We start from the raw sequence: 19,360 nt of genomic DNA on the forward strand, positions 1-19,360 counted from the left end.
AAGCCCACCGTCGCGATCCGATCGGTGGCAGCTTGCGGCGAACGACTTGCGATCGAACGACTGGCGGCCCGACCATGTGCGCCAGGTTCCCCTGGGAGCGCGCGGCATGATCGGTAGAGACGGGACGTGTCCGCCCCGCGGAGGGCTGCGTCCGAGACACGCTTCGCGGACTGAGCAACCAGGAGCGACACGGCCTCGGAAGAGGCAGCTGTCTGAGAATCGGCGTTAGTCAGACGTCGCAGAACCTTCTTTCGCGACGCCTGACAAACGGTCGGTTTAGCGGTGTCCGACAACCTTGGTGAGAGCATCGAAAGTGCTTATCTGCGTAGGTGCGCATCTATACGACAATGGATGGATGCTGCGAGCTCTCTCCCATCCGGGCTACCGTCGTCTCCTCGCCGCCCAGGTCGTCGCCCTGGTGGGGACCGGGCTCGCGACGGTCGCGCTCGGGCTGCTCGCCTACGACCTCGCAGGATCGCGAGCGGGCGCGGTGCTGGGTACTGCGTTCGCGATCAAGATGGTGGCCTACGTGTTCGTAGCCCCGGTGGCTGCCGCGCTCGTCGCGCGGCTGCCGCGTCGCACGGTGCTGATCGGTTCCGACGTCGTGCGCCTGGTGGTCGCGGCGTCGTTGCCGTTCGTGGGCGAGGTCTGGCAGGTGTACGTGCTGATCTTCGTCCTGCAGGCCGCGTCCGCGACGTTCACCCCGTCCTTCCAGTCCGTGATCCCGGACGTGCTGGTCGACGAGGACGACTACACGGCCGGGCTGTCGCTATCGCGCCTGGCCTACGACCTCGAGGCGGTGGCGTCCCCGATGCTCGCCGCCGCGCTGCTGCTCTTCATCCCGTCCTCGGCGCTGTTCGCCGGGACCGCGCTCGGGTTCGCCGGCTCCGCGCTACTCGTCGCCGCCACCGCGCTCCCGCACCGCACCCGGACCATCGACGACGACGGCGAGGACGTGCCCGAGCTGCCGTTCGGGCAGCGCGCGCGCCACGGCGCGGTCCTGTTCTGGCGCACGCCGGCACTGCGCCCGGTGCTCGCACTCAACCTCTCCGTCGCAGCCGCAGGAGCGTTCGTCCTCGTCCAGACGGTCGTGATCGCGCGCGGCCTCCTCGAGCGCGGGGACGACACCGTCGCACTCCTCCTCGCCGCCAACGGCGCCGGGTCGATCGCCGCCGCGTTCACCCTGCCCGCGCTCCTGCGACGCTTCCCCGAACGGCGCGTCATGCTCACCGGCGCGACCATGCTCACCGCCGCGACAGCCCTGGTCCCCCTCGCGCTCAGCGCGACGACGTCGGCGGGCGCGCTCGTCGCGATCGCGGCCCTGTGGGTGCTCGTGGGGGTCGGCTGGTCCGCCGTCGAGACACCGGTCGGACGCCTCATCCGCCGCAGCGTCGCCCGGGCCGACCTGCCGGCCGCGTTCGCCGCGCAGCTCTCCCTCTCGCACGCCTGCTGGCTCCTGACCTACCCCCTGGCGGGGTGGCTCGGCCTCTCCGGGCTCAGCGGCGCGGCCCTGTGGCTCGCCGCCATCGCCGCGGCCGCCACCCTCACTGCGGCCCGCGCCTGGCCACGCACCAGCTCCGTCGCGTCATCCGAGGCCGCGCAGCAGAGGGTGGGATCATGACGTTCGTGGCCACCGAGCAGCGCACCACCCCGCCCGACGTCGACCTCGACCACGCCGTCGACGTACTGCGCCTGCTCGCCGACCGCACCCGCCTCGCGATCCTCGCCATGCTCGACGGCACAGAGATGTCCGTCAGCGCGATCGCCGAGGCCCTCGACCGGCCCGGCCCCGCCGTCTCCCAACACCTCGCCAAGCTCCGCACCGGCCACCTCGTCACCGCCCGACGCGACGGCACCACGATCTACTACAGCCAGCCCGACGAACACGTGGCCGCCCTCGTCGCCAACGTCCTGCAGCACACCGAGCACGCGCTCTACGAGACGCCGCCGCACCACCGCTGACCGGGCCTCTGTCCTCCAACAAACGTCACTTGTCAGGCGTCGCAGAACCCTCTTCTGCGACGCCTGACAAACGGTCGGTTGTGGGGTGTCCACCAACCTCGAGCGCCGCACGGGGCCATCAGATGTTTGATTGCTGCATTCCGTCGGGTGGACGTGACCCCGTGTCGGGAAAGAGGTGGGAACGGAGCTCGGCGGGGCCAGCGACGGCGAAGACCCGAGAGGTGAGCCCCGTGCTCTTCTGACGAGAGCCTGATGCTTGCGTCCTATGAGTTGCGGTACCTGCAGTTAGGCGCGACTGTCAGCGAGGGCAGCAGGTCCGATGCGCTTCCCACCGTCGATGCCCGCTTGCGAGGGAGTCACCGTGCCGTACACCCCGAAGGACGCCACCACCACGACCGCCGACGTGAACCGTGACGCCCGGGCGCTCTACGCGCTCGACGACGTCGAGGACTTCGACACCGCCCGGCGGGGGAAGATCGCCGACGTCCCGGACGGCAAGGTCCTGCTCGCGGACGGCCGCGTCGCGTACGACGAGGCGACCTTGTCGTTCCTCGACGACGACTCGGCGCCGCACCCCGACACGGTGAACCCGAGCCTGTGGCGGCAGTCGCAGGTCATCCACGAACCGGGTCTGTACAAGGTCGTCGACCGGCTCTACCAGGTGCGCAACAACGACATCGGCAACCTCACCATCGTCGAGGGCGACGACGGTCTGGTCGTCATCGACTGCACGACCGGCGTCGAGGTCGCGCAGCAGGGGCTCGCGCTGTTCCGCGAGCACGTCGCGGACAAGCCGGTCGTCGCGGTGATCTACACGCACACGCACATCGACCACTACGGCGGCGTGAAGGGCGTCGTCGACGAGGCCGACGTCGCGTCGGGGAAGGTGCCGATCATCGCGCCGGGCACGATCGCGTCGTTCGACAAGTTCGCGATCGGGGAGAACGTCGTCGCGGGCAACGCGATGAGCCGTCGTGCGTCGTATGCGTTCGGGAACCTCCTGGACAACGACCCGCGCCAGATGATCACCAACGGGATCGCGTCCGTCGGTGGTCACGGGATCACCGTGTCGTACATCTCGCCGACCGACTCGATCACCGAGACCGGGACGACCCGGCAGCTCGCCGGGCTGACGTTCGAGTTCCTCTACGCGCCCGACACCGAGGCGCCGGAGGAGATGCACGTCTGGATCCCCGAGCTGAAGGCCCTGACGTGCGCCGAGAACGCGAACCACTCGCTGCACAACATCCAGACGCTGCGCGGCGCGCGCACGCGCGACGCGCGCAACTTCGCCCGCTACCTCGACGAGACCCTGGTCCGGTGGGGCGACGAGGTCGAGGTGCACTTCGGCCCGCACACGTGGCCCGTGTGGGGCAACGCGGAGGTCGTCGCGTTCCTCGAGTCGCAGCGCGACACGTACAAGTACATCCACGACCAGGCGTTGCGTCTGGCGAACAAGGGGTACACGCCGCTCGAGGCCGCCGAGGTCGTCGAGCTCCCCGAGGTGCTGCGGACGAAGTGGTTCAACCGCGGCTACCACGGAACGCTCCACCACAACGTGCGCGCCGTGTTCACCAAGGAGCTCGGCATGTGGGACGGCGACCCCGTGTCGCTGCACCCCCACACCCCGACCGACACCGCGAGCCGCTACGTGACCGCCTTCGGGCGCGACGCGATCCTCGCCGAGGGCCGCCGGGCGTTCGACGCGGGCGACTACCGGTGGGCGGCACAGGTCCTGCACCACATCGTGTTCGCCGACCCGCAGGACCGCGAGGCCACGGACCTCCAGGCGGACGCCTACGAGCAGCTCGGGTACCAGGCCGAGGGACCCCAGTGGCGCGGCATCTACCTCACCGCGGCTCGTGAGCTGCGCGAGGGCGTGATCCCCGCGCGGTTCGCGAGCGGGAGCCCGGACACCATCGCGGGCATGCCGGTCGACATCCTCTTCGACTACGCCGCGGTGCACGTGGACGGCCAGAAGGCGGCCAAGGCCGACGTGCGCTTCGACGTCGAGTTCACCGATCGCGACGAGACCTGGACGGTGTGGGTCGCGAACGGGGTCCTCAACGCCCGACCCGGCGCCTCGGCGGACGCCCCGCTCACGGTCCGCGCACCCAAGGCGCTCGTCGCCGCCGTGCTCCTCCAGCCCGCTGCCGTGGGCCGTCTGGCGGACGCGGGGAAGGTCACCCTCGACGGCGACGCCGCGGTGCTCGACGCGTACGCCTCCGTCCTCGACGAGTTCGACCCGAACTTCGCCATCGTCACGCCGTAGCGCTGGCGAGCCGTCGTCAAGACCCAGCAGTCGCCGGGCACGCAGTGCCGAGGCTGCCTTGCGGTGGCCACCGTGGTCAGGTCGGGTCTTTGTCGCTGACGTGCAGGTCGGCGTCGTGCGCGATGATCGCGGCCTGGATGCGGTTGGACGCCCCGATCTTCTCCAGGGCGTGCCGGAGGTGGACCTTGACCGTCGGCTCCGCGATGTAAAGCCGCCGGGCGATGTCGGCGTTCGCCATGCCCTCCCCCACGCACGCCAGCACGTCCCTCTCCTTGCGGCTGAGCGAGGCAACCTGCGCCTGGGCACGCGCTGTCTGGTCGAGCAGCGAGGGGCCCATCGCGTCGAGCAGGCGGCGGGTCACCGACGGGGACAGCATCGCTTCGCCGTGCGCGGCGGCGCGGATGCCGGCCTGCAGCTCCTCGACGCTGCTGGACTTGAGGAGGTAGCCGGAGGCGCCCATGCGCAGCGCGGGCAGGACGTACCGGTCTGACTGGAAGGCTGTGAGGACGACGACCGCGGTCGTGGGTGCGGACCGCAGGATCTCCTGGGTGGCGCTCAGGCCGTCCATCACGGGCATCTGCATGTCCATCAGCACGACGTCGGGGCGGTGGGCCATGACCTGGGCGACGCCCTGGTGGCCGTCAGCGGCCTCGCCCACGACGGACATGTCCGACGCGGAGTCCACGAGCCGGGTGATGCCCTCCCGGAACAGCTGTTCGTCGTCGACCACGACCACCCGGATCATCGCGTCCCCCTCGGTAGGTGCGCCTCGAGCCGGAAGCCACCGTGCGGCGTCATGCCCGCCTCAAGCGTCCCGCCGACCATGTCGACGCGTTCACGCAGCCCTCGCAGCCCGTTGCCTCCTGCCGGTAGCTCGGGCGTCTCCGGAGAGGATGACGGGTCGTTGGCGATCACGACGTGCAGCGAGCCGTCCGCGTCCTCGATCAAGACTGATGTCGGCGCGCCCGGCGCGTGGCGCACGGCGTTCGTCAAGCCTTCGCGCACGATCCGGACCGCGGTCCTCTCCGCCGCGTCGGGTGGCTCGACGTGCGCTGCGGTGACCACAGCCATGACCGGTTGCCCGACGTCGCGCGCTTCGTTCACCAGCTGGTCGACCTCTCCCAGGGCGTGTTGAGCCAACCCGTCCGCATCGGGGTCTCGCAGCAGTCTCAGGACGTCGTGCAGCTCCTCGATCGCGGCCTGGCCGTCGGCGCGGATGCTTTCGGCGGCCTCTCGGGCCGAAGCGTCCTCGGTCTCGGTCTCGAGCAGGTTCGCACGCAGGACGATCAGGCTGATCCGGTGAGCGACGACGTCGTGCATCTCGCGGGCGAGTCGAGACCGTTCGGTCTGCCGCACGGCGTCGGCCGTCGCGGCGGCGAGCAGCCGTTCCTTCTCGGCGAGGGCAACAGCCGCTTGGTCCGAAGCCCTCAGGCCACGTCCGACGAGCCACGGCAGGACGATCAGCAGGACGAACGCCAAGGGTGAGACGAAACCATCGGAGTACGACGTCGCCCACCTCACCGGGAAGGCCATCGCCACGGCGAAGGCCACGGCGCCCCAGGCCAGCGGTTCCGAGACGACGAACCGCCCCACCGCGTACAGGGCCACGGTGGTCGCCACGACCGGAGAGATCAACGACAGGAGCATGCACACGACGAGCACCAGGACCGGCCGCCCGCGCACCAGCAACGCCGCCGCGCCCAGGAGCTGGGCAGTCAGCTCCCACCACAGCGGGTCGACCGCAATGCCCTGACGGGCTCTCACCGCGACCACCAGGAAGCCGCCGGCGGCGGCGAGCACTACGACCCCCGGCCGGCCGCTCACCAGTTCTACGGCGCGCACGACCCCACGCTAGCGTTCCCCGTGTCCTGGGTACCGATCGACTCGACCGCGTTCGAATGCGGCCCGGGCGCAGTCCTCCCTCGTGAGCGCGACGCATGGCCCCGCGGTCAAGGACCACGAGGCCATGCAGGGCAGGCCGCCGACGCGCGGTCAGGCGCGGGCGCTCCGTCGGCGCAGGGCAAGCACCGCACCGCCGGCACCCACCAGGAAGATGGAGAAGGCGATCAGCGACTCGGTGTCCAGGCCGGTCGTCGCGAGCTGGTCGCTCATCTCCTCGGCCACGACCGGCTCGACCGCCGCGGGGTCGACGACGACGGCCTCGAGTGCGGTGTCGTCGTGCGTCGCCGGCTCGAGCGTCCCTTCGTGAAACGCCATGACCGCGGGGATCGTCCGGTAGACGGGCGCATGGTCGATAGTCTCGGCCGGGTGCTCGATCGTCAGGTAGGTCGCCGGGACGGTCTCCTCGCGGTACGTCGCCGGAACCGTCTCCTCGCGGTAGGTCGCCGGGACGGTCTCCTCGCGGTAGGTCGCCGGAACCGTCTCCTCGCGGTAGGTCGCCGGAACGGTCTCCTCGCGGTAGGTGGCGGGGATGGTGATCGTCTCGGTCCGGGCGTCCTCGATCACGACCGTCTCCGACCAGGACTCCCGGTCGATGACCTCGACCTCTCCGACGCGGTACCAAGCGACCGAGTTCGGGTTGCTCTCGGCGTTCCAGTTCGGGTCGGTCTCCTGGCGCGTCTTGCCGGTGGTCGCGTGCTGGAAGGTCCACTCGGTGTGGGTGGTGGCGGGGTGGACGACCTCCTGCGTCACCGCGGGGTGCTCGACGGTCTCGGTGTGCTCGGGCACGTCGACGACCCGGACCGTGTGCTCGGGCACGTCGACCACCTGGACGGTGTGCTCGGGCACGTCGACCACCTGGACGATGTGCTCGGGCACGTCCACGACCCGGACCGTGTGCTCGGGCACGTCCACCACCCGGACCGTGTGCGCAGGCACATCCACGACCGTCTCGGTCCAGGCCGCCTTCGCGACCTCGACCCAGGCCGCGGTCACGAGCTCGGTCCGGGACGGCACGACGATCTCCGTCCATCCCGATGCCACCTGCGCTGCGGAAGCGACGGCAGCGACCCGATCCGTCGCCTCGGGCGCGGCGGAGACCGCTGCCCCAGCCGGAGCCGCGAGAAGCGTGCCGCCGATCGCGAGCGCGGCCGTGCTCGCTACCGCGGTGCAGACGATCGGGCGGCGGCTGGTGCTCGTCGTGGTCATGATGGGTCTTCTCCTCGGTACGTCGGAATGTGGTAGGACCACACTCCCGCGCGGCGCAGCGGCCCGGCATAGTCCGACGGGATCGCACCCGTATCCCGAGGGATCGGTGCGCCCAGCGCGGCGTCGTCGACCTCGTCGTGGCCGACGCCCGAGGACTTCTCGACCGAGGAGTGAGAAGACCGGTGCACCTGGAGGTCGAGCGCGGCAGCGAGGGGCCCCTTCATCACTCGCGCGAGACCGAGACGCCCGGACGATCAAGCGGCACCGTCCCGGTCGCGGCCCACGACAGACGGACTCGCGGCCGCGACGCCACCAAGTCCCGGCGCAGACGCAGACCCACGGCGCCGTCCCACGCCTGACAACCGACGTCTTCCGGACGTCGCAGAATCTTCTTTCGCGACGCCTGAGAAACGGTCGGTTCTGCGGTGTCCGACAACGTTGGAGGATCTCGACAAGGAGGGCGGCCTACAACTCGGCTGGAGGTTGGCGCGCTCGACGCAGGGAGGCGCGACGACCGTGACCGCCGTCGCACCGTGGTCACACGAGCATCGAGCGACGGGCGGCGTGCCTGGAGCGGCTCGTCGAGGACATCGCGGCGGCGGGCCGCGCTCGGTCGATGCTTGAGAGCGAGCAGGGCGAGGAAGAGCGTGACCGGCGGTTGCGCTATCGGGAGACGGGCCGTCGCGGGTGCCGTGATGCGCTGGCGCACGACCACGCGACCGCGGCGGCTGAGCCGCTGCTCGCGATCCCGGACGCGATCGCCTGGGCCTGGGCCCGCGGCGGTGACGCGCGCCGTCGCGCCGAGCCGCTGGTCGCCGGCGTCGTCCGGCTGTAGAAAGCGCGAAACCCGAGCACCACAACCGTCCGGAACGGTCTCGGGTTCACTTCTCGCCGCTACTGCGGTGAGCTGCCCTCACCTTAGGGACCGCTTGTGCGCGCGTGTGATCGTGACCGACGACCTCGACGGGACCGAGGGCGCCAAGACGTACCAGTTCGCGTGGCAGGACGCCACGTACGAGATCGACCTGACCGACGCCCATCGCGATGAGCTGCGGCGGGCGCATCCCCACCGAGGTGCTCGAGGCATATCGCAGCCCTTGAGCGATGCGGGATCTCACACGTCAAGCTCATGGTGCTCCTTCGCTCGGACGTCCCGACGTCGTGACGCTATCGGGACGGGGCGTCCGCGCGTGGTGCGGTGAGCGCGTCCAGCCGGCGGCGCAGGAGCCGCCGGTCGCCCTCGCGGTCGACGAGGTCGAGCGCGGCGCGCAGGTGCTCGGCCGCCTGGACGGGCCGTCCGGCACGTACGTGGAGCTCCGCACGGACGGCGGGCAGGAGGTGGTAGCCGGCGAGCGCCGGGTCGTCGGCCACCTCCTCGATCGCGGCGAGACCGGCCTCGGCGCCGTGCACCTCCGCGACGGCGACGGCGCGGTTGAGCGCCACGACCGGCGACCCGGTCATGCTCAGGAGCACGTCGTACAGGCCGAGGATCTCCGACCAGTCGACCTCCGCGTCGCTGCCTGCGCTGTCGTGCAGGGCCGCGATCGCGGCCTGCACCTGGTACGGGCCGGGCCGCCCCGCGGCGAGCGCGACGTCGAGCTCGCGCAGCCCTTCGGCGATCTCGTCGTGCCGCCAGCGTGATCGGTCCTGCTCCGCGAGGGTGCGCGCGACGCCGTCGGGCCCGGTCCGCTCGTCGCGCCGGGCGTGCTGGAGCAGCAGCAGCGCGAGCAGGCCCCGGGCTTCCGGCTCGTCGTCGAGCAGGCGCGCGGCCAGCCGCGCGAGGCGGACCGCGTCGTCCGCCAGGGCGCGCCGGTCCGAGGAGCCTGCCGTCTCGTCCGCCGGCTCCGCCCAGGCGTCGTACCCCTCGGTGAAGAGCAGGTACAGGACGGCGAGCACACCGGTGACGCGCTCGGCGCGCAGCTCTGGTGGCGGGACCCGGAACGTGATGCCCGTGGCGCGGATGCGCCGCTTCGCGCGGACCAGGCGCTGCGCCATCGTCGCCTCGGGGACGAGGAACGCGCGCCCCACCTGCGCCGTCGTCATGCCGACGAGCGACCGCAGCGTCAGCGCCACCCGCGACTCGGCGGGCAGCGCGGGGTGGCAGCAGGTGAACAGCAGGCGGAGCAGGTCACCGTCCGGGTCGTCGATCGCCCACGGGTCGTCGTCCAGGGAGAGCGCCACCTCGTCCGGGACCGGGTCCGCGGTGGCCCCGACGGCGCGCGGCCCGGCGTCGACGCGTTCCCCGAGCCGCGCCGCCGCCGCGGTCCGGTCCGTGTCGACACGGCGGCGTCGGAGCACGTCGATGGCGTGGCGCCGCGCGGTGGTCGTCAGCCAGGCGCCGGGGCGCTCGGGGACGCCGTCGCGCCCCCAGGTCCGGAGCGCCGTCGCGAACGCCTCCTGGGCGGACTCCTCGGCGAGGTCGAGGTCGCCCGTGCTGCGCGCGACGGCCCCGAGGACGCGCCCCCACTCGGTGCGGAACGCGTCCTCGACGGCCGAACCGGGACTCATCGCCGGGGACCGCGGCTCAGGCGTCGTCGAGGTTCAGCGGCCAGACCGGCCGCAGCTCGATCGCCCCGCCGCGCGCCATCGGGTGCTCGGACGCGATGGCGATCGCCGTGTCCAGGTCGGGGGCCTCGAGCACGTCGAACCCGCCGATGGCCTCCTTCGTCTCCGAGAACGGACCGTCGGTGACCAGGACCTTGCCGTCGCGGACGCGGACTCCCACCGCGTCCGCGGGCGGCCGCAGCCGGTCGCCCAGGACCGCGGCGCCGCTGCCGTAGTGCCGCTCGACCCACTGCTCGATGGTGGGTCCGCTCTCGGCGTCCTCGGACCGCAGCTCGGGGTCGTCCGGCGTGCTCAGGACCAGCATCAGGTAGCGCATCAGGACTCCTCCGCCCAGGTCGTGGCGGGCCGGCGGAGCACCATCGGCCCGAAGAACGCCACGTCGGCGGCCTCGATGCCGTCGCCGACGCTGCGACGCCCGTCACCGTACAGCGTGGAGCCGTCCCGACCCGGACGGTCGGCCCGCAGGATCGTGTCCAGGAAACTCATCGTGCCTCCTTCTCGTGCACGGCCCGTGCGGCCGTACACCAGGACGACGAAGCCCGGACGCCGGGATCGACACCTCGCGCCGAGGAGTTTTCCGAGCCGGTCCCTCGCGGCGACGGACCGAGCCCCGGTCGACCCGACCGGGGCTCGGTCGCACGCGTCGGGGAGCCGTCAGGGCTGCGGGATGCCCTCGTCCTCGAACGGGACCGCCTCGCCGGTGAAGTCCTCGACCGGGCCGTCGGCGGAGTCGGTCGAGTAGACCGGGCCGACGTAGTCCTGCACGCCGCTCGCGACGACCGTGATCCCGACGCCGTCGTACGCGGAGTGGTCGTCCGCCGAGAACGCGAGCGGCATGATGCCCGCTCCCACGACGTCGCCGGACTCGAGCGCCTCGACGAGGCTCTCGCGCGTCGGGTCCTTCCCGGCACGGGCCAGCGCCTCGGCGAACGTGTACGCGACGGACATGCCGTAGACGGTGTTGCCGTCGAACGGGGCGCCGTCGTTGTACTCGTCGTTGACCTCCCGGAAGTGCGTGGCCCACGGGTCGTCCGGGCTGAACGAGAGGTAGTTCGTCGAGACGAACCCCTCGAGCAGCAGGGGCGCGACGTCCTCGCCGAGGAACCCTGCGAGCGTCGGGTAGTCGCCGCCGGACGACGACGACAGCCACCGCGCCTGGTAGCCGAGCTGCGCCGCGGTGCCGAGCGCGAGCGCCGTGAACCCGTTGACGGTCGCGAGGAAGTTGGTGTCGCACCCCGCGGCCTGCATCGCGCCGATCTGCGCGGTGACGTCCTGGTTCGAGACGGAGTACGTCTGGACGGACGCCAGTCCGTCGGCGCCGAGCACGGCCTCGAGACCCTGCTGGAACTCCTCGCCGAAGTCGTCGTCCTGGCCCAGCACGCAGTACGTGCTGCCGTCGAGCTCCTCCTGCGCGTAGTGGGCCAGCGCCTTGCCCTCGACCACGTAGTCCGCGTTGAACGCGAACGTCCAGGGGTGCTCCTCGGGCTGGTCCCAGCTCGTGCTGCCCGACGCGACGAAGAGGTCGGGCACCCCGTTCTGGTCGAGGTAGTCGAGGACCGCGGAGTGGGTCGGCGTGCCGAGACCGTTGAGGACCGCGAAGACCTCGTCCTCCTGGACGAGCTCGCGCACGACGGTCTGGGTGTTCGCCGGGTTGTAGCCGTCGTCCTTGACGACGTACTCGATGGTGCGGCCGTTGATGCCGCCCTGCTCGTTGAGGTAGTCGAAGTACGCGGTGGCCGCGGCGGAGATCGACGAGTAGCCGGCCGCTGCCGGGCCGGTGAGCGGGGTGTGCGTGCCGACGGTGACGGTGGAGTCGGTGACGCCCGTGGCGTCACCCTCCTCGTCGCCGGACGCGGTGGATCCCGGGACGCTGCAGGCCGTGAGGCCCAGGGCGAGGGCTGGGACGGCGAGGACTGCGGCCGCGCGCAGGCGGCGGGTGGTGAGTGACATCGGCGTCACCTCTCTGTGTCGGCGTGGAGCGGTTCATCGGACGGAGCGCCGGACGGTTCGACCGCCCGGCCCGCGGACGGTTCGGCGGCACGGGCGCCGGCGGCGGCCGACGGCGCACGACGGCGCCGCGACCTCGACCGTGACTGCAGGGCGCCGGTCAGGCCGCCGGGGGCGGCGACCATGACGACGACGAGCAGGACGCCGAACAGCAGGACGGCGAGGTTGCCGTCCAGCCGCTGGGCCAGGTCCCCGGGGACGGGCAGGGCGTCGGCCAGGAGGCCGGCGAGCCACGGCACGAGGACGAGCAGGACGGCGCCGACCACGGCGCCGCGCAGGCTACCGAGACCGCCCAGGACGACCGCGACGAGCAGCAGGAGGGACAGCGCGAGGCCGTAGCCACCGGGGGCGACGGACTGCGTGACGAAGCACAGCACCGCGCCGCCGAGGCCGGCACCGACGGCGCTCGCCGTGAACGTCGCGACCATGACCCGGCCGGCGGGGATGCCGGCGAGGCGCGCGGCGACGGCGTCGTCCCGCACGGCCCGGATGCGCAGACCGAGGCGGCCGTCGCGCAGCAGTGCGAGACCCGTGACGACGACGGCGGCCACGACGACCGCGACCCACGCCTGCCACTGCTCGATCGCGAGCAGGCCCTGCAGCGGCTCGGGCACGCCGTCGAACGCGACCTGGACTCCCTGGTCACCGCCGAGCACCGTGCTCCACGTCGTCGCGAGCGCGGGCAGCGCGAGGACGAGCGCGAGCGTGAGCCCGGCGAGGTACGGGCCGTGCAGGCGGGCGCCCGCGAGACCGAGCAGCAGCCCGAGCGCCCCGGCGACGACTGCGCCCGCGAGCAGCGACGGCACCACCCGGGCCACGCCCTCGACCCCCGCCTCGGTCAGCGCGTTCGCGGTGAGCGCGTACCCGTAGCCGCCCGCCGCCATGAGGGCGGCGTGCCCGAGGGACACCTGCCCGGCGAGCCCGACGACGAGGGTGAGCCCCGCCGTCGCGCACAGGTACACGGCGACGAGCGCGACCTGGTAGCTGCGGAACGGGTCGAGGAAGAGGACGGCGACGAGGACCGCCGGGGTGGCGACCGCGGCGAGCACCAGCGTGCGGCGAGCACCGGTGAGGCGGCTCATGCGCGCCTCGCCTCCCCCACCGCGAGCAGGCCCTGGGGCCGCACGAGCAGCACGACGACGAGGAGCACGAGGACGGCGAGGGGCGCCACGCTCGCGCCGAGGTACCCGGTGACGAGACTGATGAGTACGCCCACCCCGATCCCGCCGACGAGCGCGCCCACCGGTGAGTCGAGCCCGCCGACCACCGCGACGGTGAAGCCGAGGACGAAGAGCATGTCGGTCGCGTGCGGCGTCAGGCCCAGCTCCGTGGGCACGAGCAGGATCGCCGCGAGCGCGGCCACGGCCGACGACAGCGCCCACCCGAGCGTGAGCAGCCGCGACACCCTGATGCCGAGCATGCGCGACACCTCGGGCGCGAACGCCGCCGCCCGCATCTGCAGGCCGAGCCGCGTGCGGGTGAACAGCAGGCCGAGCCCGGCCATGACGACGAGCGCGACCACGAGGACGAACAGGTCGTACGGCGAGAGCAGCGGGACGCCACCGACGCTGATCGGCCGCTCGTCGAACGGCGCCTCGACGGGCAGCGTCCGGCCGCCCACGATGATCCCGAGCGCCGACTGGAGGATCATCACGAGCCCGATCGCCACGATCACCCCCGCGAGCGGCGAGCTGCCCGCGACGCGGCGCATCAGGCCGCGCTCGACCGCCCAGCCGAGCGCCGCGCCGGCGACGAGCGCGGCGACGAGCCCGACGACGAAGCTCCCCGTCGTGCGGGTCACCACGTACGCGACGTAGGTCGCGGTCACGGCCATGGCGCCCTGCGCGAAGTTCACGACGCGGGCGGCGCGCCAGACGAGCACGAGCGAGAGCGCGAAGAGCGCGAGCACGGCGCCCCGGGCGAGCCCGGTGCCGAGGAGAAACACGAGTCGGTCCATCAGAACCCCAGGTAGGCGTGGCGGAGGGTGGTGTCGTGCAGGAGCTCGGTCGCCGGACGGCTCGCGACGACCTCGCCGAGCCCCAGCACGACGCCGTGGTCGGCGACGGACAGGGCGCTCGCGACGTTCTGCTCGGCGAGCAGCACGGTGAGGCCCGTCGCGTCGCACAGGCGCCGCAGGACGGCCATGATCTGGGCGACGACGCGGGGAGCGAGGCCGAGCGACGGCTCGTCGAGCAGCAGGACGCGCGGGGCGGCGGCGAGCGCGCGGGCGAGCGCGAGCATCTGGCGCTCGCCGCCGGAGAGCTGGTGCCCGGCGCTGGTGCGGCGGCGCGCGAGCGGCTCGAAGAGCTCGTAGGCCTCGGCGACCGCCGCGCGCCGGTCCGCCGGGGTGCGCCACAGCGCCCCCAGGCGCAGGTTCTCCTCGACCGTCAGCTCGACGACGACGCCGCGCCCCTCGGGCACGTGCGCGAGCCCCCGGCGCGAACGGTCCTCGACGGACAGGTCGGCGAGGTCGACGCCGTCGAGTCGGACGGTCCCGGTCGTGGCCGGGACGAGCCCGGAGGCCGTGCGCAGGAGCGTCGTCTTCCCGGCGCCGTTCGCGCCGACGAGCGCCACGATGCGCGCGGTCGGGACCTCGAGGTGCACGTCGCGCAGCACGGGAGCACCGCCGTAGCCGACGGTGAGGCCGTCGACCTCCAGCGCGGCGGTCACCGGTCCACCTCCGTGCCCAGGTAGGCCTCCTCGACGGCGGGGTCGTCGCGCACCTCGGCGGGCGTCCCGCACGCGATGACGCGGCCGAAGTCGAGGACGACGACGCGGTCGCACACCTCCATGACGAAGTCCACGTGGTGCTCGACGAGCAGGACGGCGCACCCGCTGCGCGCCACGCGGCGCACGAGCCCGGCGAGGTCGTCGATGTCGGCGGCGCCGAGACCGCCGGCGGGCTCGTCGAGCAGCAGGAGGCCGGGGCGCGACACGAGCGCGCGCGCGAGCGCGACCTTCTTCTGGTCGGGATAGGGCAGGGCCGTGGGGCGGGCGGCGGCGAGGTGGCCGATCCCCAGCCCGTCGAGCTGGGCGAGGGCGCGGTCGACGCCACCGCGCCGGTCGGGGCAGGCCGCCACGACGTTCTCGAGGACCGTCAGGCCGGCGAACAGGCCGAGGCCCTGGAGCGTCCGGGCCACGCCGTGGTGGACGTGGCGGTCCGGTCGGGGCGCTCGGTCTGCTCGCCCGCCCGCGACGGCCACCGTGCCCTCGGTCGGCGGGACCAGCCCGCACACGGCGTTGAACAGCGTCGTCTTGCCGGCCCCGTTCGGGCCGATGAGCCCGACGACCTCGCCGTCGTCGACGTGCAGGGAGACGTCGGCGAGCGCGGTGAGCCCGCCGAACCGCACGGTCAGCCCGTGCACGGCGAGCCGTGGGACCCGCGTCGCGGAGGGAGCAGCGGTGATGGACATCGGCACCTCTTCGTGTCGGTTCCTCTGAACGATACAACAGAGACCGACCGGCCGGTATGTCGGTTCGGCAACGATTCTCGCCGCTCGCGGGCCGACACCGCCGGGACGGTCAGGAGTGCGGGATGCCCGCGATCATGCCGCCGTCGACGACGAGCTCGGTGCCCGTCGTGTACGAGGACTCGTCGCTCGCCAGGTACACGACGGCGCCGGCGACGTCCTCGGGCAGCGCCGGGCGCCCGAGCGGGATGTGGGGCGACTCCGGGTCGAGGCGCTCGGTCATGGGCGTGAGCACGAACCCGGGGTGCACGGAGTTCACGCGGATGTTCTCGGGCCCGAGCTCGACGGCGAGCGACTTGGTGAGACCGCGCACGCCGAACTTCGACGCGACGTAGCCGTGCAGACCCGGGCTGCCGCGCATGCCCTCGACCGAGGACACGTTGACGATCGACCCGCCACCGGCGGCGCGGAGCGCGGGCAGGACCGCCCGGACGCCCAGGTACGTCCCGGTGAGGTTCACCGCGATGACGGCGTCCCACTTCTCCCGCCCGTACCGCTCGATCCGGCCGGCGTTCGCGATGCCCGCGTTGTTGACGAGCACGTCCAGGGCGCCGAACGCCCCGACGGTCGCGTCGACCGCCGCGGCCCAGCTCTCCTCGTCCGTCACGTCGAGCCGGAGCGCGAGGACCCGCTCGCCGAGCTCGTCGGCGAGCGCCCGCGACTCCTCCTCGAGGAGGTCGGCGACGACGACGCGCGCGCCCTCGGCGTGCAGCGCACGCACGTACGCCGCGCCGAGCCCGCGGGCTCCTCCGCTGACGAGCGCGACCTTGCCGTCGAGCCGGGCCATGGCTGCTCCTTCGATCGATGACGTGCGGACAGGGCTGCGGGGGCGGCCGGCGTCAGCCGACGCGGACGACGAGCCGACCCGTCGTCGCGCCGTCCGCGAGGCGCTGCACGGCGTCGGCGGCGCCCTCGAACGGGACGACGTCGCCGACGACGGGACGCACGGACCCCTCGGCGATGAGCCGCGAGATCTCGTCGTGGACCTGGGCCACGAGGTCGGGCCGCTCGCGGGCGTACAGGCCCCAGTGCAGGCCGAGGACGCCGTAGTTCTTCACGAGCGCGTGCTCGGGGCGAACCCTCTGGATGCGTCCGCCGGCGAACCCGACGACCACGATCCGGCCCTCGAACGCGACGCAGCGGACCGAGGCGTCGAACGCGTCCCCGCCGACCGGGTCGACCACGACGTCGGCCCCGCGGCCGCCCGTGGCCTCCTTGACGGCGGAGACGAGGTCGTCGCGCGTGCGGTCGAGCACGACGTGCGCGCCGGCGTCGCGGGCGACCTGCGCCTTCGCCTCGCCGCCGACCACCCCGACCACGCGGGCGCCCGCGGCGACCGCGAGCTGCACGGTCGCCGTCCCGACGCCCCCGGCGGCCGCGTGCACGAGCACGGTCTCGCCCGTCTGCACGGCGGCACGGCGGTGCAGCGCGAACCAGGCGGTCTGGTAGGCGATCGTCAGGGCGGCGGCCTCGGCGTCGTCGAGCGCCTCGGGCGCCGGGAACACCTCGTCCTCCGCGAGGACCGCGACCTGCGCCAGGACGCCGATGCGCGAGCCGACGACACGCTCCCCCACCCGCACGCGCGACACGCCCGATCCGACCGCGACGACGTCCCCGCACAGCTCGATGCCGGGCGTGAACGGGACCTCGGGCCGCACCTGGTACTCGCCGCGCGCGAGCAGCACGTCCGGGAAGTTCACGGCGACCGCGCGGACGCGGACCGCGACCTCCCCGGGACCGGGCTCGGGCTCCGGGACCTGGACGACCCGCAGCGCGTCGCGGGGCTCCCCCAGGCTCGTGACCTGCCACGCCTGCACGCTCATCCGCCGACCCCTGTCGTCGTCGTGGTCCCGGGCAGGACGCTCCGGCCCGCGCTCTCGGCGGAGAGCGCGACGAGGAACATGTCCGTCAGCTGCTCCGCGACCTGCACCTGGGACTCCGGCCCGGTCGGCGAGTACCAGTGGGACAGGTAGTGCACGTCCGAGAAGAAGTGCGCGACGAGCACGCCGACCGGGACGTCGGTCCGGTAGAGGCCCTCGCGCTGCCCGCGCTCGATCAGCCCCGAGAAGGTGTCGTGGTACGCGCGACGGCGCTGGGTCACCTCCTGCTGCCGCGGCGCGGACAGCATGTGCGCGCTACGGAAGAAGACCGTGCCCTCGGCCAGGAAGTCGATCGACGTCTCGATGACGTCGACGCACACGGCGCGCAGCGTCTGCGCCGTGGGCTCGCCGCGCCCGATGATCTCCTCGAGGTGCGACGTCTGGAGCGACAGGATCCGCTCGTAGATCGCGAAGAGGAGGTCGTCCTTGGACTCGAAGTAGTGGTACATCGCGCCCTTGGTCACGCCGGCGGCCTCCACGACCTGGCGGACCGAGGTGTTGGCGAAGCCCTGCGTGGCGAACAGCTCCAGCGCTGCCCGCATGATGTCGTCGACGACGGGTGTCTGCCTCATGCGCCCATCCTCACCCGATCGGGCGGACGCTGCTGCCGCCGTCGATCGTCAGGGTCTGGCCGGTGACCCACGCGGCGTCGTCGGACAGGAGGAACGCCACGGGCCCGGCGACGTCCGCCGGCTCGCCCAGGCGACCGAGCGGGTACCGCGCGACGACCTCCTCCTCGCGCCCCTCGTAGAGGGCGCGCGCGAGCCGCGTCCGCACGATGGCCGGGGCGACCGCGTTGACCCGCACGCCCGGCGCGAGCTCGACCGCGAGCTGCTGCACGAGGTTGACGAGCGCCGCCTTGGAGACGCCGTAGAACGCGATGCCGGGGCTCGCGGCGAGGCCCGACACCGAGGACGTGCACACGACCGACCCGCCCGCACCCAGTCCGGCCGCGACGGCGTCGCGCGTCCACTCGAGCGCCGCGACGACGTTGACCTCGAGGATCTTGCGGATCGCGTCGGGCTCGATCTCGAGCGCCGGCCCGTAGACGGGGTTGACGCCCGCGTTGTTGACGAGGTGGTCGATGCGCCCGAAGCGGTCGAGCGTGGCGGCGAGCGCCTCCGCGCGGTGCGCCGGGTCGTCCGCCTTGCCGGCCACCGTGAGGACGTTGCCGTCGCCGAGCTGCTCGACGAGCTCGGCGAGCGCCTCGGGCTTGCGCGCCGTCGCGACGACGCGAGCGCCCTCGGCGACGAGCCGCTCGACGATCGCGCGGCCGATCCCGCGGCTCGCCCCGGTCACGACCGCGACCCTGCCCTCGAACCTGCGCACGGGTCCCGCCCTCCCGGCCCTCACGGCCTCCTCGCCGACGAACGGACAGACCGACCGTTCGGTATGTTGCGAGACCCTAGCACCCCGTAGCGCCCGGGTCGACCACGTCGTCCGCGGCGGTCAGTCCGTCGACGAGGGCGGACGGAGGAAGGGCTCCGCCACCGCGAGCGCGACCGCGACGGCGCCCATCGCGAGGCCCACGCGGGTGTGCGGCAACCGGACGCCGCGGGCGCGCAGCGCCTCCCCGCGGCGGTACACCCACCTCTCCGCGGCCACGACGAGCGCCACGCTCGCCGCCACCCCGCCGACCGCGCCCAGCGCGAGGACCCCCGGCGGCACGGCAGACCGTGAGCTGCCGACGTCCGCGACGTACGCGTTGTCCTCGCGCCCGGCGTCACCCGCAGGCGAGGCGCCCGGGGCCCCGGGGCCGGCCGTGTCCGAGGTCTCGTCGAGGCCCTTGACCGTGCTGCGGAGCGTCCGCACCGCCTCCCGGGCCTCGCGACCGTCCGCCGTGGACGCCACCGTGAGCACGGCACCCGCGACGCCGACCGCCGTCTTGAGCAGCGCCCTCGTCCACCGCGGCCGCACGAGGTCGGGGACGGCGTACCAGGCGAGGGTCATGGACCCCGCGATCGCCACGGCCGTCGGGTCCACGACTCCTCGGGTGGTCGGCTCGTCGTGCGTCATCGGTCCCCTCCTCGTCGGCGTGCTCACGCCTGGGCAACGGCCCACGGCACCGAGGGGTTCCTCGCCGCCCGCCCGGCGAC

21 protein-coding genes are annotated in these 19,360 nt (G+C 73.0%); 5 read left to right on the top strand and 16 right to left on the bottom strand.

The genetic code is table 11. From position 1 onward, the window contains the following. Nucleotides 1-355 precede the first annotated feature (355 nt). From ACWPWV_RS04205 to ACWPWV_RS04215, 3 genes are all read left to right on the top strand, one after another. Complete coding sequence (locus ACWPWV_RS04205) at nt 356-1,621, top strand: MFS transporter (RefSeq protein WP_454041701.1); 1,266 nt, start codon at nt 356-358, stop codon at nt 1,619-1,621. Further along, nucleotides 1,618-1,962 (top strand): ArsR/SmtB family transcription factor, encoded by a 345-nt coding sequence (locus tag ACWPWV_RS04210; protein ID WP_454041702.1) that lies wholly within the window; start codon nt 1,618-1,620, stop codon nt 1,960-1,962. Before ACWPWV_RS04205 ends, ACWPWV_RS04210 begins: the two co-directional genes overlap by 4 nt. Nucleotides 1,963-2,323: 361 nt before the next feature. Beyond that, nucleotides 2,324-4,234, top strand: a complete 1,911-nt coding sequence (locus tag ACWPWV_RS04215) for an alkyl/aryl-sulfatase (protein WP_454041703.1) — start codon at nt 2,324-2,326, stop codon at nt 4,232-4,234. 76 nt (nt 4,235-4,310) lie between these two features. Here the strand turns inward: ACWPWV_RS04215 and ACWPWV_RS04220 are convergent, their stop codons facing one another. From ACWPWV_RS04220 to ACWPWV_RS04230, 3 genes are all read right to left on the bottom strand, one after another. Beyond that, nucleotides 4,311-4,979 carry a response regulator gene (locus tag ACWPWV_RS04220; RefSeq protein WP_454041704.1) on the bottom strand — a complete coding sequence of 223 codons (669 nt, stop codon included), beginning with the start codon at nt 4,977-4,979 and terminating at the stop codon, nt 4,311-4,313. Next, nucleotides 4,976-6,076 (bottom strand): sensor histidine kinase, encoded by a 1,101-nt coding sequence (locus ACWPWV_RS04225; protein ID WP_454041705.1) that lies wholly within the window; start codon nt 6,074-6,076, stop codon nt 4,976-4,978. The genes ACWPWV_RS04220 and ACWPWV_RS04225 overlap by 4 nt, the downstream gene beginning before the upstream one ends. A 150-nt stretch (nt 6,077-6,226) precedes the next feature. Further along, the gene (locus ACWPWV_RS04230) at nt 6,227-7,150 is read right to left on the bottom strand and encodes a hypothetical protein (RefSeq protein ID WP_454041706.1); all 924 of its coding nucleotides are present in this window, start codon (nt 7,148-7,150) and stop codon (nt 6,227-6,229) included. A gap of 808 nt (nt 7,151-7,958) precedes the next feature. Here ACWPWV_RS04230 and ACWPWV_RS04235 point away from each other — a divergent pair. Continuing rightward, nucleotides 7,959-8,177, top strand: a complete 219-nt coding sequence (locus ACWPWV_RS04235; protein WP_454041707.1) for a hypothetical protein — start codon at nt 7,959-7,961, stop codon at nt 8,175-8,177. A gap of 112 nt (nt 8,178-8,289) precedes the next feature. Further along, nucleotides 8,290-8,544 (top strand): Lsr2 dimerization domain-containing protein, encoded by a 255-nt coding sequence (locus ACWPWV_RS04240; protein WP_454041708.1) that lies wholly within the window; start codon nt 8,290-8,292, stop codon nt 8,542-8,544. Here ACWPWV_RS04240 and ACWPWV_RS04245 read toward each other — a convergent pair. The 13 genes from ACWPWV_RS04245 to ACWPWV_RS04305 form a co-directional block, all read right to left on the bottom strand. After that, a complete protein-coding gene (locus tag ACWPWV_RS04245) occupies nt 8,510-9,850 on the bottom strand; it encodes an RNA polymerase sigma factor (RefSeq protein WP_454041709.1) in 1,341 nt (446 codons plus the stop codon). The genes ACWPWV_RS04240 and ACWPWV_RS04245 overlap by 35 nt on opposite strands. A gap of 16 nt (nt 9,851-9,866) precedes the next feature. Next, a complete protein-coding gene (locus tag ACWPWV_RS04250; RefSeq protein ID WP_435738333.1) occupies nt 9,867-10,223 on the bottom strand; it encodes a YciI family protein in 357 nt (118 codons plus the stop codon). Further along, the gene (locus tag ACWPWV_RS04255) at nt 10,223-10,393 is read right to left on the bottom strand and encodes a hypothetical protein (RefSeq protein ID WP_435738332.1); all 171 of its coding nucleotides are present in this window, start codon (nt 10,391-10,393) and stop codon (nt 10,223-10,225) included. The genes ACWPWV_RS04250 and ACWPWV_RS04255 overlap by 1 nt, the downstream gene beginning before the upstream one ends. A 168-nt stretch (nt 10,394-10,561) precedes the next feature. Continuing rightward, complete coding sequence (locus ACWPWV_RS04260; protein ID WP_454041710.1) at nt 10,562-11,857, bottom strand: ABC transporter substrate-binding protein; 1,296 nt, start codon at nt 11,855-11,857, stop codon at nt 10,562-10,564. Between the two features lie 5 nt (nt 11,858-11,862). Further along, nucleotides 11,863-12,996, bottom strand: coding sequence for an ABC transporter permease subunit (locus ACWPWV_RS04265; protein ID WP_454041711.1), 1,134 nt, complete (start codon nt 12,994-12,996; stop codon nt 11,863-11,865). Then, a complete protein-coding gene (locus ACWPWV_RS04270) occupies nt 12,993-13,859 on the bottom strand; it encodes a branched-chain amino acid ABC transporter permease (protein WP_454041712.1) in 867 nt (288 codons plus the stop codon). Before ACWPWV_RS04270 ends, ACWPWV_RS04265 begins: the two co-directional genes overlap by 4 nt. 11 nt (nt 13,860-13,870) lie before the next feature. Beyond that, nucleotides 13,871-14,584, bottom strand: coding sequence for an ABC transporter ATP-binding protein (locus ACWPWV_RS04275; RefSeq protein ID WP_454041713.1), 714 nt, complete (start codon nt 14,582-14,584; stop codon nt 13,871-13,873). Then, nucleotides 14,581-15,327 (bottom strand): ABC transporter ATP-binding protein, encoded by a 747-nt coding sequence (locus ACWPWV_RS04280; RefSeq protein ID WP_454041714.1) that lies wholly within the window; start codon nt 15,325-15,327, stop codon nt 14,581-14,583. The genes ACWPWV_RS04275 and ACWPWV_RS04280 overlap by 4 nt, the downstream gene beginning before the upstream one ends. A gap of 109 nt (nt 15,328-15,436) precedes the next feature. Further along, nucleotides 15,437-16,171: an SDR family NAD(P)-dependent oxidoreductase gene (locus ACWPWV_RS04285; protein WP_454041715.1), complete on the bottom strand. Its 735-nt coding sequence runs from the start codon at nt 16,169-16,171 to the stop codon at nt 15,437-15,439. Between the two features lie 52 nt (nt 16,172-16,223). Continuing rightward, nucleotides 16,224-17,207, bottom strand: a complete 984-nt coding sequence (locus ACWPWV_RS04290; protein WP_454041716.1) for an NADPH:quinone oxidoreductase family protein — start codon at nt 17,205-17,207, stop codon at nt 16,224-16,226. Continuing rightward, on the bottom strand, nt 17,204-17,836 hold the full coding sequence (locus ACWPWV_RS04295; RefSeq protein ID WP_454041717.1) for a TetR/AcrR family transcriptional regulator: 633 nt from the start codon (nt 17,834-17,836) through the stop codon (nt 17,204-17,206). The genes ACWPWV_RS04290 and ACWPWV_RS04295 overlap by 4 nt, the downstream gene beginning before the upstream one ends. A 10-nt stretch (nt 17,837-17,846) precedes the next feature. After that, nucleotides 17,847-18,563 (bottom strand): SDR family oxidoreductase, encoded by a 717-nt coding sequence (locus ACWPWV_RS04300; protein ID WP_454041718.1) that lies wholly within the window; start codon nt 18,561-18,563, stop codon nt 17,847-17,849. A 150-nt stretch (nt 18,564-18,713) separates the two neighbouring features. Beyond that, nucleotides 18,714-19,280 carry a hypothetical protein gene (locus ACWPWV_RS04305; RefSeq protein ID WP_454041719.1) on the bottom strand — a complete coding sequence of 189 codons (567 nt, stop codon included), beginning with the start codon at nt 19,278-19,280 and terminating at the stop codon, nt 18,714-18,716. Between the last annotated feature and the right edge of the window lie 80 nt (nt 19,281-19,360).

The sequence above is a fragment of the Cellulosimicrobium sp. Marseille-Q8652 genome (genome assembly GCF_965112045.1).

Bases quoted from the DNA above. Each gene is read 5' to 3' on its own strand.
- ACWPWV_RS04210 (WP_454041702.1), top strand. From the start codon at position 1,618: ATGACGTTCGTGGCCACCGAGCAGCGCACCACCCCGCCCGACGTCGAC.
- ACWPWV_RS04265 (WP_454041711.1), bottom strand. From the start codon at position 12,996: ATGAGCCGCCTCACCGGTGCTCGCCGCACGCTGGTGCTCGCCGCGGTC.
- ACWPWV_RS04290 (WP_454041716.1), bottom strand. From the start codon at position 17,207: ATGAGCGTGCAGGCGTGGCAGGTCACGAGCCTGGGGGAGCCCCGCGAC.
- ACWPWV_RS04220 (WP_454041704.1), bottom strand. From the start codon at position 4,979: ATGATCCGGGTGGTCGTGGTCGACGACGAACAGCTGTTCCGGGAGGGC.
- ACWPWV_RS04280 (WP_454041714.1), bottom strand. From the start codon at position 15,327: ATGTCCATCACCGCTGCTCCCTCCGCGACGCGGGTCCCACGGCTCGCC.
- ACWPWV_RS04250 (WP_435738333.1), bottom strand. From the start codon at position 10,223: ATGCGCTACCTGATGCTGGTCCTGAGCACGCCGGACGACCCCGAGCTG.
- ACWPWV_RS04245 (WP_454041709.1), bottom strand. From the start codon at position 9,850: ATGAGTCCCGGTTCGGCCGTCGAGGACGCGTTCCGCACCGAGTGGGGG.
- ACWPWV_RS04260 (WP_454041710.1), bottom strand. From the start codon at position 11,857: ATGTCACTCACCACCCGCCGCCTGCGCGCGGCCGCAGTCCTCGCCGTC.
- ACWPWV_RS04295 (WP_454041717.1), bottom strand. From the start codon at position 17,836: ATGAGGCAGACACCCGTCGTCGACGACATCATGCGGGCAGCGCTGGAG.
- ACWPWV_RS04285 (WP_454041715.1), bottom strand. From the start codon at position 16,171: ATGGCCCGGCTCGACGGCAAGGTCGCGCTCGTCAGCGGAGGAGCCCGC.
- ACWPWV_RS04305 (WP_454041719.1), bottom strand. From the start codon at position 19,280: ATGACGCACGACGAGCCGACCACCCGAGGAGTCGTGGACCCGACGGCC.
- ACWPWV_RS04235 (WP_454041707.1), top strand. From the start codon at position 7,959: ATGCTTGAGAGCGAGCAGGGCGAGGAAGAGCGTGACCGGCGGTTGCGC.
- ACWPWV_RS04255 (WP_435738332.1), bottom strand. From the start codon at position 10,393: ATGAGTTTCCTGGACACGATCCTGCGGGCCGACCGTCCGGGTCGGGAC.
- ACWPWV_RS04205 (WP_454041701.1), top strand. From the start codon at position 356: ATGCTGCGAGCTCTCTCCCATCCGGGCTACCGTCGTCTCCTCGCCGCC.